Here is a 12,409-nt window from a genome sequence, read left to right as displayed (position 1 = left end):
GGACACCTAAGGTTAACTGTCAAAAAACTCACTCTTCATCTTCCACTGCTACGATCATTTCTTCACCATCTTCCTCTTCAAATTCATACAAGCTGATCAGATAGGCGATAATGGCATTGATATCCGCCTGGGACGGCGGTGAATTATCGGTATATAACCTGTGCCGCCAGGCAGGCATTACCATGGCCGGCGGCTGTCCCTTACTGCCGGGCCTCGCCCCGGTGAGGATCAATTTACGAATGCTTTTATACTGGCCTAAAATACTGTCAAAATGCTCAAGCGGTACCTCCAGCTCCTCATCATCAAGGCTGATGCCCCGGTTTAAAATAGAGATCACCATATCCACTTCTTCCGGTTCGAACAATTCCATGTTTTCCGCCAGATCTTCCAGCGAAGGCACATACCCCCCGGAGGCATTTTTATTGGCCACCCCTCCTATGCCGGCAGGCCCGTGACAGGAAACACAGCCCGAACGCTCGTATAGCCATTTGCCGCGCTCGGTGATATCGGGAAAGTCCGGAACCGTTGATGATATCCAGGGACCAAGATCGCTCATGGAATGATCACTGATAGGATTGTCCCTGAGCCAATTAATATAAGCAATAATCGCCTCTAAATCCCCGTCCCGCAAAACATTTTCAAAGGCCGGCATTTGAATGGTTTGCCCGTGGGTGAAATAGGTGGCTAGGGGATTTTTTTCCAGGCGATCGATTTTTCCTTCCAGAATCCACTGCCGTAACTCATCTTCGTTTCTGACCAGCTCGGCATAGTCATCCCCGTCCCAGGGGGGAATATAACCTTTAAAACTACCGGGATTAGAAATACCGCCACGTCCGTCCGGGCCATGACACCCCATACAGCCAAGGCTTGACGCCAGATCCCGCCCTTTAAGCTCCAGCTCAGATATCGGCTTTTTCGACTCTGACATCAACTTAACAAAGGCCAGCAGATCCTCCAGTTCCTCATCGGAAAACAGACCTTCGTAAGCCGGCATTTTCACTATGCCGCCAACCCCGAGTTCATGCACCCAGTCCTTGCCATACTCACTGGCACGATACACTTTCACTTCCGGTTTAACATCATCTTTCCATAACCGGCGCGGCAGGCCGTATAAAATCCACTCCCTGATATCCTGATCACTTTGGATAAAAGACATGATGGCGCCGCCGGCTTTAAAAGGCGGAGTTTCCCCCCACAGGGCGCCAAAGTTCGCTGCCCCCTGGACCCCGCCTGGTCCATGGCAGGCAAAACACCCCATTTCCTGGGCCAGGTAATATCCCCGCATCACAGGCGTACTTGCCGGTTGCCGGGCAAAGGCTAAAAAAGCAGAAACCAGGATGGAGACCAAAATTGTGATTGCAATTGTCAATATTAGCCACTGCCAACTTTGTATTGTTTTTAGCATGACATAACCTTTTTAAATCGCTGGGATATTTCGCTAAGCACCCAGGGCCTGCTTATCTTTGACCGTGAATTATCTTTTCGGCTATTTTTCCATTTATCGGCGTTAGAAAAATGTCATGTAGAATAACCACACGTCCATTTTTCTGCCTTGATAAATACAAAAACGCTCAAAAATTTTAATCCCCTCCAAAGATAAACAGGCCATAGGGTACAGCACCATGATCCTGTTCACTTCACCAGGATGTTAAAACTTTAATAACCATTCCAATCGCACGCCTTTAGCCGATTGCTGCTTTTCTTTGACGGCAAAAAAAGTATCAAAACGTATTAAGGTCTGCCGGCTTAAGCTCTTCTGATACCTCAGGCCAACGCCGACAGCATCGCGCTTTTGCTGACTTTTCATGCTGCTCCTTGCTGCCAGCTCGACAATAAACTGGGAGCCGATGCCGCCAAAAAAGTGCTGATATCCGGCCACCGCGCCATAGGTATCCTCTATGCTGTCTCCCAGGGGCACACCATATTGCCCCATGCCGACAGGAGAAAACAACATACCGATATTAGCCAGCGGCACGCCGCCGTCCCGGCTACGGGCAGCAGAAGAGAAGTCATCAAAACTGAGGAAAGAATTGAAATACCAAAGGTCATCCGAGTGGGCAAAACCGCCCGACAATTCTGCCGTCACTAAAGTGCCTTTACTGAGTGTGCTGTTATCTTCATCCAACGGGATCTCGGTATTGATCCGGAAGGTTGAATTAATCATGCCAATCCTTTGGGTAGAACCCAGCCCCAGATACCAGGCATTGGCACTGTTATCGTTATCCACATAAACCATATCCAGATCTAAGCTGTTATCCCAGGCGGTATCTGCCTGGGATAACAATCCAAACAGCCTGCTTGGAGAAGTCACGTCGGCAAAGGGATTATCAATATCATGCCAGCCATAGAGGGCGGTGAGCCGCAAGTTTGGCAGGCCGCGTGCGATCAATGAATTGCGGGTAATGCCTAAGGCATCAAAGGTGTCATTAAGTAAAATACCGTCCTGGACTTTAAGCTCCTGCCTGCCGACAGAAAAACCGATATCCCAGGTTTTGCTGTCGCTGGGATCAAGGCGGGGAAATATCTCGCCGATCTCCCCTTCAAAAAACAGCTGGGTTAACTTGCCGTTGGTTTGATCGTGCCAGTTATCTTCACCGCCATCGGGACTGAAAGTAAAGCCGGTATCCTCACCTTTATCGTTATCAAGCGGCCTTAATGAAAAAACAATACGCTCGGTCCCGGACAGCTTGACATCACCATGCAAATCCAGCCGGGTACTCCATTGCACGATATCTTTACCTTCGGCATCATAACTTTGCAGCGCACTTCTGAACTGACCATAAAGCAAAAATGTCGGCTGTAACATTTGCTCAAACGGTGTTTTTATCCCGGGTTTTATCGGCCCTCGCCCTAAAAAATCATCCCCGAACTCTAACAGGGGACTCAGCCGGGAAACCGGATTTGCCGGATAGGCGATCGCTTGATCCGAGAGCCGGTTTTTTTCTATCTCGGCTTGCTCTGTTATCGGATAAAAAGATAAAGCCTCACGCCCTTGCGGCACAGTTTCTTGCTGCGGCCGCTGCTGTTGCTCATCCTGCGCGCTTTCTGCCAGCCCCGGCGGGCAAATCAGCAGACAACAAAAGCCGGCAGCAGATAAAAGAGATTTCCCATCACAGGGTAAGATGCTAGTTAATAACAAGATCACGCTCCCACAGCACCCGGTAAAGCTCTACCATCCTATCCCCGATATCCCGGGCACTGAGACCGTATTCAAATCCGGCTCCCGATATCGCATGAATAAGGTGCGGCGGCAATTGCCCGGCAACCAGCTTAACGTTCACCTTGTAAGGCCCGTGTCCGCTTAATTGCTCAGGTGCCACCCGATAGTTTGCCCAACGGTAGCCGTTAGCTTCTATACTGCGTTTTTGTAGACGGATATCCCGGATCCCCCCCATTAACAAAGCGGGAGTCGGCGATGGCCGCATAAAAATCAAAGGGTCAAAGGAATAATTTGCCGGCAATACCTGCTCCCTTTCCCCGCCATAGGCGGTGTGTACCATAAAAGGAGAGCGTAAATTAAATAACTGCTCGTCAAGGGGCATGGAGCCATTATGTACATACAAAGAATGCGAATCCCTGACATCGCCGTTAGGATCCAGATCCCCCGAGCGGAAAAGCACCTGATCTTGCTGATCGGTCACACTCACCTGTAAAAAAACATTGCGCTCGGCAATCAAACCTGTGGGTACGCTGTGACCGTCGGTCAGATTTTTCACCTGCACTTTAAACGCCAGACCGTCACCGGAGTCAAGCACCTCGATATCCCCCAAGCCATAACCGTTACGCAATAAAGCGGTTCCCCGGGCATGGGCTTCGGCGCGCAGGGCCAGCTGGCGGTCGATAATTTCCCGCGCCATATATCGCTCATCCTGATCTTGCCAGATGCCGGTAAACTGACGCTGATCTTCCTCTGAATCACTGATGTCCTGTTCAAATGCCTCGGTGCCCCAGCCGGCTTTATAATCAAAGCCCAGCCATTGCTCCGGGGTGGCAAACTCCTGTGCTTCGGGGTCTATCGGAAAAATCCCCGGATGCACCAAAGGGCTGTCCGGACCGACAAACATATGGTTGGTTCTTTTCGCCGGTTTACTCGGGGTTCCCCTGACCACGGCTGCCGGTGCATGAGGATACTGTGAAGCAATACCGGGAATCGGCCCCATATGGCAATCCTGACAGGATTCTCCCCGTTTTGCTGCCGGTGTCTGCTTATATTCGCTAAACGCATCTTCTAAACGGAAGCCGTTCACCAGGCGGACATCATGGCAACGGGCACAAAACCCTGACTGGGAAACCTGCTCCAGGTGACGGGCTTCTTTATGTACCTTAGGCGGGCGACCCTTTTGCGATGCCAGCACGCGTTCAAGCTCGTCTCCCGGCCTGGGACCATATACAGGTTTGTAAATATCGCCGGATTCAATTGGCAGCCGGCCGCTTATTTTACCGTATTCCCCCGCCACCCGGTGACAAACGATACAGGTAACCCCTTCTTTGGATACCGCGCCCCGATTGCTGTTACTGGTGAGTATGGCTTCACTGCTGGACATGCCGGTTTGAGAATGGCAGCGCTGGCAAAAATCCCCCAGGGTGCCGTTGGTCAGTTTCACTAAAGTCGCCTGGTAGGCGAGAAAGGTGGGACTGGTTTGTGCGTAAGCATGCCGGGAAACCGACCATTCGCGATAAATATCGATATGACAACCACCGCATTCCTGCGCCGAGGGAAACTCAACTTGCTCCAGCAGTGCCTGATGGTCCGGGTTTAGCACAGGTGCTTGATCCTCCTGAGCCTGTTCAACTCCTCCCTGTACCGTCTCAGGGGAGACCGATAATACCGCATCAGACCATAACAAGGACAAAATTAACGCTGCCACAGCAAGATCGGACATAGGCAAGGTGCTTTTAAGCCGGCGGCAAAAACCTCCCGCCAGCAGCTTTCTTCCGGACAGCATCAGGATAAGATTCAAATATATAAGCATAATGTAGGCTTCTGAAGGTCAGGTTATTTTTCAGGTTCGAAATCATGGCGCACGTAATTGATCACATGCCAGATCTCTTCTTTACTCAATAATTTCTTGAAGCCGGGCATAGGCCTTCTGCCGGTGCGGATTTTCCAGTAGATGGCGCCGTCGGTTTGCGCCCACATACCGTCCTCGGCAAAGTCTTTGACCATTTTATCTAGCTTAGCCGCCTCGGGGCCGTCACCATTACCGTTAGTGCCGTGGCATTCCTGGCATTCCCGCTGGTAAATCTCTTTACCCATGCTGACGGAAGCTTCATCAATCGGAATAGGATTTTTAATTTTCGCTTTACGCGCAGAAACACGCCAGGGAGCAGGTTTTTCCTGATAGGCAAAAACAAGCTCAGAAGTAAAAACAAAAGTGAATATAAATACGATGGAGGTAAAAATGAAATTAACTGTGGCAATTTTAAACGTCATAACATTTCCCTTGAAATAACATAAAAATAGACTTCATTCATAATCTTCAAACCCAGTATAGATGATGATTTTTACTTGCTCAAAAAATTGCCAGTCTACTGGTTTGTTTTTTTTAAAATTATGGTCTAAATATTAGAGTTGCTAACACTTAAACTGCTGCAATAAGATGTTGGAAAACAAAGCATCAAGGAAATACCACAAGTAAATCAGCAAGATATAAAGCAAAGGAGAATGCCGTGTTAAAAAGAATCTTTTTAAATCTGGTTGCTTTCATTTTTACCCTACCGTTACTGGTTTTTGCAGCAGAATTGGGCACGCCATCCCTGGAAGACATCGAATATCCCGATGACGAGCCCCCCACCGCCGAAGAAATTGAACTGGGTAAAGTGCTGTTTTTCGACCCCCGTTTGTCTTTAAACGAAAAGCAATCCTGCGCCACCTGCCATAACCCGGAAATGGGTTTTGGCGACGGCATGGCAACAGGTTTAGGCACCATGGGTGAAGTGCTTGGCAGAAATACCCCGCATATTTACAACCTGGCCTGGAGCTCAATCTTCTTTTGGGACGGTCGGGCGAAAACCCTTGAAGAGCAGGCACTGGGCCCGATATCTGCCCCCGGCGAAATGAACATGCCGCTGCCGCAATTAATCAAGAGGCTCAAGAAAGTCCCCGGCTATCAAAAACTGTTTAAAGCCGCCTATGGCGACTCCGGCATCAACAAGACCACTATTGCCCGGGCAATATCCGCCTTTGAGCGCAGTATTATCACCCGAAATTCTTCTTTCGACCGTTATATACAGGGAGATAAAAACGCCATGGATCCCGCGGCTATTCGCGGATTGGCTTTATTTGAAGGCAAAGCACGCTGCACCAAATGCCATGACGGCGTCAACTTTACCGACGACAGTTTTCATAATATCGGCGTAAATAACAATGACGCCGGCAGAGAAAAAATCAGCAAGGCCCAGGGCATGAAAGGCGCGTTTAAAACTCCGGGCCTGAGAAATGTCTGGCTAACCTCCCCTTATATGCACGACGGCTCAGAGCCGTCCCTCGAAGCGGTGATCCGTTTTTATAACAAGGGCAGCGAGGGCATCGCCGGCGTAAGCAAACTCATTAAGCCGCTGAATTTAAGTGAAGATGAAATCAGTGACTTACTGGCTTTCTTAGCCGCATTAACAGATCCCATTGTCATTGAGCGCCCAAAAATTCCTTAGCACTCGTTGATAACACAGAAAAGAGCAGGTATTGCTCGAATCAGATAAGCATTTAACAGGGAGGTTTTATGAGCTTTAGCAAAAAAATATTAACTTCGTTACTGCCGCTGGCTTTTGCCGGCGGCGCCCTGGCCGATACGGTCACGGCCGAGTTGGAATTTACCAAAAGACCCCCTTTTGCGGGGCTTATCTACCTGGTGGACAACAAAAGCACCAACTCCCAGGTAACCATAGATCAAAAAGACAAACAGTTTACCCAGAAACTCCAGGTAGGCTCTTCCGGACAACAAATCAAGTTCAATAATTCCGATGATGTCGAGCATAATATTTTTACCAATGAAACCAAACATAGTGCCAATTTCGATGTCGGCCTGATGCAGCCGGGGGCCACCTCGGAAGTTGCGCTTAACTGGCAGGAAAACTCGATTGTCCGCATCGGCTGTAAAATTCATCCAAAAATGCGCGCCTACATTGCCAATATCCTCAGCGACTACTATCAGGTACTGGACTTTGAAAAAAAGAAAAAAAACTATCAAATCCAAATAAAGGACGTGCCCAGTAACTTAACCACCATGAATTTACTGATGCCGGGTTACAAGAGCATGGAGTTCGAGCTGCAGCCGGGTGAAACCAAGGAAGTGCCGATTTCCAAAAAAGGCAAACAACGCGGCACCTTAAAGCTTTCTCGCCAATAGGAAGAAATCATGACTTTGAAATCAGGGATTGATATCAGCAAAGTAACCAGTGCCTTTTTACTGTCACTGCTTCTTGTCTTCGCCGGATCCGCTTCGGCCAATGCAAATCAAAAAGAAGAATTTAATATGGATGAGGCCTACTATAAAAGCCTTTTTACCGTTCCGGCTATGTACCCCCAAACCCGGGACTACCGAAAAAAGTGGAGCCGGTTGACGGGTTTTGAATTTTCCGGCCTGCATTGGAACAATTATGTCGTGATTTATGTCAATAAAGGCACAGATATCTATCGCGACAATTACATCGAATACCTTAGGGTTTATCAAAATGAAGACGACGATGAAGATGAGGACGAGGAAGCAGCCGAAGATAAATATTTTAAGGGTTATGAAGTCGGCACCATCTTTTTAAAAGAAAACTATACCGTCAAAAACGGTATCCCTCATCAGCCTACATCCCTGACCTTAATGGTGAAAAAGCCACCGGGATATGCCCCGACAGGAGGCGACTGGGAATACACGCAATTTGCACCTAACGGCGACTTGATGATGCGCGGCAATAACACCAATGTTGATATCTACCAAAGTTGTGCGAAATGTCATGAAAATATGCAAGAGCGGGATTACGTCTTTTCCACTTTTTATACCGAGCAAAGCCGTTAATTACCCTATAGCGCCGGTTAAGTTTTTCACTTAGCTGACTATCCGCAGAGTTATTTTTAGAGGGCAGACAAGTGGTATTATCGATGAGAAAAAAAGTGCTGGGATCTTTAGGCGGCTTATTAATTATGTTGCTGCTGGTCTTAACCGTCGCCTATCTCAGCATGAAAAGCATGGAAAGAGAAACCGGCCAGTTTGTTGAGAAATTGATCCCTACCCTCGTTGCCTCCATGGATCTTGCCAACAAGGTACACCAAAGCTCCAGCTCCCTGGGTTATTATATGCTGAGCCAGGAAAGCTCTGATAAACAAAAATACCTGGAAAACCTCAGTAGTTTAAAAAGTCAGTTGGACTCGTTGAAACAAATCCTTAATCAGTCTGCACAAGACAGCCAGCCAAAAGATCAACCGCAAATCAATTACATCGCCACCTTAGTGGATGAGCTCAGCAATTATCAAACCGTGATGTTTGACCTGGCCGAACACCCGGAAAAAAACCGTCCTGCATTGCAAATATCCCGGGACCAGCTTGAGCCGCTTGGCAGCAAAGCCCTGCAAATGACCACAGATATCGTGCTGGGAGAGTCTGATACTGAGGATGTCGAGCAATATGCCAACTTGTTGCTGGATATTCATAATCTCAGATATCAGTGGGCGATGATCTTAAGTAATGTCAGGCATTACCTTGCCCTGCGCAACAGCGAGATCCTGTCAGAAGTTGACTTATTTAAAAAAGGGCTGGAGCAAAACATGATCAGCCTGCGTGCAAAAGAAGATCAACTGGGAGAAGAGCAACTCGATGCCCTGGATGAATTTAGCCAGCTCAAGGACAATTTTTTTTCCCACCTGGAACTGGCGATCGATATTCACAGCAGCGAAAAATGGCGCACCGATGCCTATTTGATCCGCAACGAATTCGGCGAATTGCTCAAGAAACTCGGCGATGAACTCGGCACCCTGGTCAAGGTCCAGCAACAACTCAGTCTGGATACCAGCCAGAAGCTGGTCAAGTCCACCCAAACCAATGTGCTGATTTTATTGAGCCTGTTTATCGGTGGTATTTCTTTTGGTATTTTCGTTATTTACTTTGCCAACGCCAAAATTATCAAACCTATCCTTACCCTGCGTAATATGATGCGGGAAATGTCCCAGGGACAAGCGGATTTAACTCAGAGAATAGAGGTATTGTCCAGCGATGAACTCGGCGAGACCTCAATCCATTTCAATAAATTATTAACCAACCTGCAGGCGATGATGGGCAAAACTATAGATGTCGCCAAACTCATCAGCCAGGACTCAAGCCATATCAAGCAGTCACTAAGCGAGGCAAGCGGCAATACCCGGCAAAGTGTTTCCCTGACGGAAAAAGCATCTGATTCCAGCGAACAAATTTACACGGTTTGCCAGGCAATTGCCGATAAAACCAACGCCACGGTGCAGGAGCTGGTCAAAGCCAAGGAAGCCGCCGCCGATGGCCTGGACAACATGGACTCATTAAGCGTAAAAGCCATCACTATGGGTCAGGAGATAGAAAAACTCGAAGCAGAAATTGCCCAGCTCAACAGCCAGAGCAAAAGCCTGCTGGATATGCTCGGCACCATTAAAACCATCGCCGATCAAACCAATCTGCTGGCGCTTAATGCCGCCATTGAAGCCGCCCGGGCCGGGGAAGTAGGCCGCGGCTTTGCCATCGTCGCCGATGAAATCCGCCAGCTGGCCAGTAAAACCCAGGACTCCACCACTAACATAGGCAACCTGTTACAGGAGAATTTCCGCCTGAACCAACTGTTAAGCGAATGCATGCAATCTACCGCCAATGATACCCAGTCGCTGCTGGCCAGTCTTGAAGGTACTAAAACCTCGATCAACACCATCAGCAACAATATTGATAATGTTAACCAGCATGCCCTGGAAATCGCTACCGCCTCGGGAGAGCAAACCCAGCAGACCGTCGAAATCCGGGATATCGGTGAAAATGTCAGTAACCTGGCCAATGTCTCAGCCGAAGCAATAGAGCATATTTCTTCGACCTCAAATCATCTGGCAGAACAATCAAGCCAGCTTTATGATCTGGTCGCCCAGTTTACCCCGGACTCAGGACAAGCCGGACAGAACTCGCCTGAACCGGCACAGAACCAGCAGCGACAGACGCAGGCAACAACAGGCAGCAAAAGTGCCCTGGATGATTTTGGCGAACTGATCAGCGAAGAAGAAGACGATATCAGCGCCACCATATAAGAATGACTGGCGCTTCATCAACAATAAGGCCCCAAAAGTAAACATGACGATCTCCCTCACCCATATCGCTTTACATGTAAAAGATTTACGTGCCTGTGTCGAGTTTTACCAGCAATATGCCGGTCTCAATGTTATCCGCGAGCGCAGAGCCCAGGGCATAGACGGTAAATCTATCGTCTGGATGGCAGAGACAGGCAAAGAGCATGACTTTATTTTGGTGATGCTGCCCGGCGGACCGGAGAAATACCAGCAAAGCAATGACTTTTCCCATCTGGGTTTTGCCATGACCAGCAAGCAGGCGGTTGATGACATCGCACTCAGGGCAAAACAGGACGGTATCCTGGTCTGGCCCTGCAAACAAGAGCCCTACCCGGTAGGCTATTATTGCGGCATCAAAGATCCCGATGGCAATTTCGTTGAATTCAGTTTCGGTCAGCCGCTGGGACCGGGCGCCGAATAACACAATTGCAAAAAATCATCCTCAGGCAGCTAAAAACTTTTACTCAACCGGCATCACTCATGTGAGTATACCGCTGACATCAACATTAAGCCCCACTTTCTTTTTGCCCATCACCACCGAGGTCTTAAAACAGCGGACATTATTATTATTAAAAAATAACCTCTGGGTTAAGGCTTCAAAACCTTTCATATCTGCCGCGCTGCAAATCAGGCAAAAGTCGGCTTCACCGGTAATGTAGTAACATTGCTGCACCTGGGGGTCGGCTAATACCAGGCGGGAGAATGCATCAATTTGATCCGGGCGCTCCCGCTCCATCTCCACCATGACGATAAAACTCATCGGCTGGCCCAGTTTGTCCGGATCGAGCACCGCCACCTCCCGGGTGATAATTTGCTTAGCCCTGAGCTGTTTCAGCCTGCGCTGCACCGAAGCCACCGACAGCGAAGCGGTTTCAGCCAGCGCCTCGAGCCCGATACGGGCATTTTCCTGCACTGCTACCAGGATACGTATATCTGCCTTATCCAATTCCATAATGAAAATATTTCCCAAAAGATTAGCTAAACATGAATATATTTTATCAAAAACCATGAAAAACCGACATAAAGCAGGCAAAAGCTTATTTTAAAATAAGATCATCAAATCAGCTAAATGAAGCCAACAATAATCGCGGTAGAAAAATATGTTTAATTGCCAGCAACCGAAAGCACTGCTACAGGCCTGTCCGTTTTACCGGCAAAGCCCGCTCACCGAACTCAGCTACCTGGGACAAAACATCCTGTTCAAAGATGAAAGCAAACGCATGGGGTTAGGCTCTTTCAAAGCCCTTGGCGGTTTCTATGCCCTGGCCAGGCTGATAGCACTGGCACTTGAAAAACAAACGGGAAAAGCGGTTGCTCCCGAAGAGTACTTATCCGAGAAAATGCTGGCAATGGCTAAAACCATGACTTTTGTCTGTGCCAGTGCCGGCAACCATGGTTTAGCGGTTGCCGCCGGGGCAAAAATATTCTCTGCCCGTGCCCGGATTCATCTGGCCGAGACGGTACCGGAAAGTTTTGCCGCACGTTTGCGGGATAAAGGTGCACAAGTGGTACGCTCAGGCACAAACTATGAAGCAAGTATGGCAGCAGCCATTAAAGATGCCGAGCAAACGGGAGCGGTTCATCTTGGTGACGGCTCCTGGCCCGGTTATACCGAAATCCCCCGTCTGGTGATGGAAGGCTACACTGTCATTGCCGAGGAAATGCGCCAGGCTTTTCAACAGCAAAATAACTGGCCAAGCCATGTCTTTTTACAGGCTGGCGTTGGCGGTTTGGCCGCGGCCATCACCTTTATGATCCGGGCACACTGGCAAGTTCAGCCAAAAATTATTATCGTCGAGCCTGAGCTGGCCCCCTGCCTGCAACAAAGTACCGACAAAGGAGAAATCTGCACGGTATCGGGAGGGGTTTCCAATATGGGCCGCCTTGATTGTAAAACCCCTTCCCTGTTGGCGTTTGATATTTTACAACACCAGGCAGACAGCTTTGTTACTGTATCAGAGCAAGAAGCAGTAAATGCTGCAGCGATAGCAACAGATCTCGGCTTAGCGACGACAACATCGGGTGCCGCCGGTTTAGCCGCACTGCTCAAGAGCCGACTCGTAAACAGCCGGTCTTTGGTCATCATCACTGAACAAGCTGCCAGCGAAGTAAAAGCAACCGGGTAAGTTA

At 48.8% G+C, this 12,409-nt stretch carries 11 protein-coding genes; 6 read left to right on the top strand and 5 right to left on the bottom strand.

The window, feature by feature from the left end:
• Positions 1 to 28: 28 nt before the first annotated feature.
• The 4 genes from SG35_RS12025 to SG35_RS12010 form a co-directional block, all read right to left on the bottom strand.
• On the bottom strand, positions 29 to 1,369 hold the full coding sequence (locus SG35_RS12025) for a c-type cytochrome (RefSeq protein WP_160298234.1): 1,341 nt from the start codon (positions 1,367 to 1,369) through the stop codon (positions 29 to 31).
• A 279-nt stretch (positions 1,370 to 1,648) separates the two neighbouring features.
• The gene (locus SG35_RS12020; protein ID WP_152646498.1) at positions 1,649 to 3,139 is read right to left on the bottom strand and encodes a hypothetical protein; all 1,491 of its coding nucleotides are present in this window, start codon (positions 3,137 to 3,139) and stop codon (positions 1,649 to 1,651) included.
• A complete protein-coding gene (locus SG35_RS12015; protein ID WP_044831275.1) occupies positions 3,126 to 4,973 on the bottom strand; it encodes a multiheme c-type cytochrome in 1,848 nt (615 codons plus the stop codon). Before SG35_RS12015 ends, SG35_RS12020 begins: the two co-directional genes overlap by 14 nt.
• Positions 4,974 to 4,996: 23 nt before the next feature.
• The gene (locus SG35_RS12010) at positions 4,997 to 5,434 is read right to left on the bottom strand and encodes a c-type cytochrome (RefSeq protein WP_053042831.1); all 438 of its coding nucleotides are present in this window, start codon (positions 5,432 to 5,434) and stop codon (positions 4,997 to 4,999) included.
• Between the two features lie 236 nt (positions 5,435 to 5,670).
• On the opposite strand from SG35_RS12010, the gene SG35_RS12005 reads away from it, so the two are divergent.
• The 5 genes from SG35_RS12005 to SG35_RS11985 all read left to right on the top strand — a co-directional run bounded on the left by SG35_RS12005 (position 5,671) and on the right by SG35_RS11985 (position 10,700).
• Positions 5,671 to 6,651, top strand: a complete 981-nt coding sequence (locus tag SG35_RS12005; RefSeq protein WP_044831276.1) for a cytochrome-c peroxidase — start codon at positions 5,671 to 5,673, stop codon at positions 6,649 to 6,651.
• A gap of 68 nt (positions 6,652 to 6,719) precedes the next feature.
• Complete coding sequence (locus SG35_RS12000) at positions 6,720 to 7,346, top strand: cupredoxin domain-containing protein (protein WP_044831277.1); 627 nt, start codon at positions 6,720 to 6,722, stop codon at positions 7,344 to 7,346.
• A 9-nt stretch (positions 7,347 to 7,355) separates the two neighbouring features.
• A complete protein-coding gene (locus tag SG35_RS11995) occupies positions 7,356 to 8,006 on the top strand; it encodes a cytochrome P460 family protein (protein WP_044831278.1) in 651 nt (216 codons plus the stop codon).
• Between the two features lie 83 nt (positions 8,007 to 8,089).
• Positions 8,090 to 10,240, top strand: coding sequence for a methyl-accepting chemotaxis protein (locus tag SG35_RS11990; RefSeq protein WP_044831279.1), 2,151 nt, complete (start codon positions 8,090 to 8,092; stop codon positions 10,238 to 10,240).
• 43 nt (positions 10,241 to 10,283) lie between these two features.
• Positions 10,284 to 10,700, top strand: a complete 417-nt coding sequence (locus SG35_RS11985; protein ID WP_044831280.1) for a VOC family protein — start codon at positions 10,284 to 10,286, stop codon at positions 10,698 to 10,700.
• Positions 10,701 to 10,757: 57 nt separating this feature from the next.
• On the opposite strand, the gene SG35_RS11980 is transcribed toward SG35_RS11985, so the two are convergent.
• A complete protein-coding gene (locus SG35_RS11980; RefSeq protein WP_044831281.1) occupies positions 10,758 to 11,231 on the bottom strand; it encodes an Lrp/AsnC family transcriptional regulator in 474 nt (157 codons plus the stop codon).
• Between the two features lie 148 nt (positions 11,232 to 11,379).
• Between SG35_RS11980 and SG35_RS11975 the strand changes: the two genes are divergently transcribed.
• A complete protein-coding gene (locus SG35_RS11975) occupies positions 11,380 to 12,405 on the top strand; it encodes a diaminopropionate ammonia-lyase (RefSeq protein WP_044831282.1) in 1,026 nt (341 codons plus the stop codon).
• The last annotated feature ends 4 nt before the right edge of the window (positions 12,406 to 12,409 follow it).

This window comes from Thalassomonas actiniarum (assembly GCF_000948975.2).
Classification (GTDB): Bacteria; Pseudomonadota; Gammaproteobacteria; order Enterobacterales; family Alteromonadaceae; genus Thalassomonas; species Thalassomonas actiniarum.
The sequence above is the reverse complement of the archived record's forward strand: the minus strand, read 5'-3'. Positions and strand labels throughout refer to the sequence as shown.

What these genes read in the sequence shown, in the direction of transcription:
- SG35_RS12015 (WP_044831275.1), bottom strand. Translation starts at nt 4,973, where the DNA reads ATGCTTATATATTTGAATCTTATCCTGATGCTGTCCGGAAGAAAGCTG.
- SG35_RS12010 (WP_053042831.1), bottom strand. Translation starts at nt 5,434, where the DNA reads ATGACGTTTAAAATTGCCACAGTTAATTTCATTTTTACCTCCATCGTA.
- SG35_RS12000 (WP_044831277.1), top strand. Translation starts at nt 6,720, where the DNA reads ATGAGCTTTAGCAAAAAAATATTAACTTCGTTACTGCCGCTGGCTTTT.
- SG35_RS11995 (WP_044831278.1), top strand. Translation starts at nt 7,356, where the DNA reads ATGACTTTGAAATCAGGGATTGATATCAGCAAAGTAACCAGTGCCTTT.
- SG35_RS11990 (WP_044831279.1), top strand. Translation starts at nt 8,090, where the DNA reads ATGAGAAAAAAAGTGCTGGGATCTTTAGGCGGCTTATTAATTATGTTG.
- SG35_RS11985 (WP_044831280.1), top strand. Translation starts at nt 10,284, where the DNA reads ATGACGATCTCCCTCACCCATATCGCTTTACATGTAAAAGATTTACGT.
- SG35_RS11980 (WP_044831281.1), bottom strand. Translation starts at nt 11,231, where the DNA reads ATGGAATTGGATAAGGCAGATATACGTATCCTGGTAGCAGTGCAGGAA.
- SG35_RS11975 (WP_044831282.1), top strand. Translation starts at nt 11,380, where the DNA reads ATGTTTAATTGCCAGCAACCGAAAGCACTGCTACAGGCCTGTCCGTTT.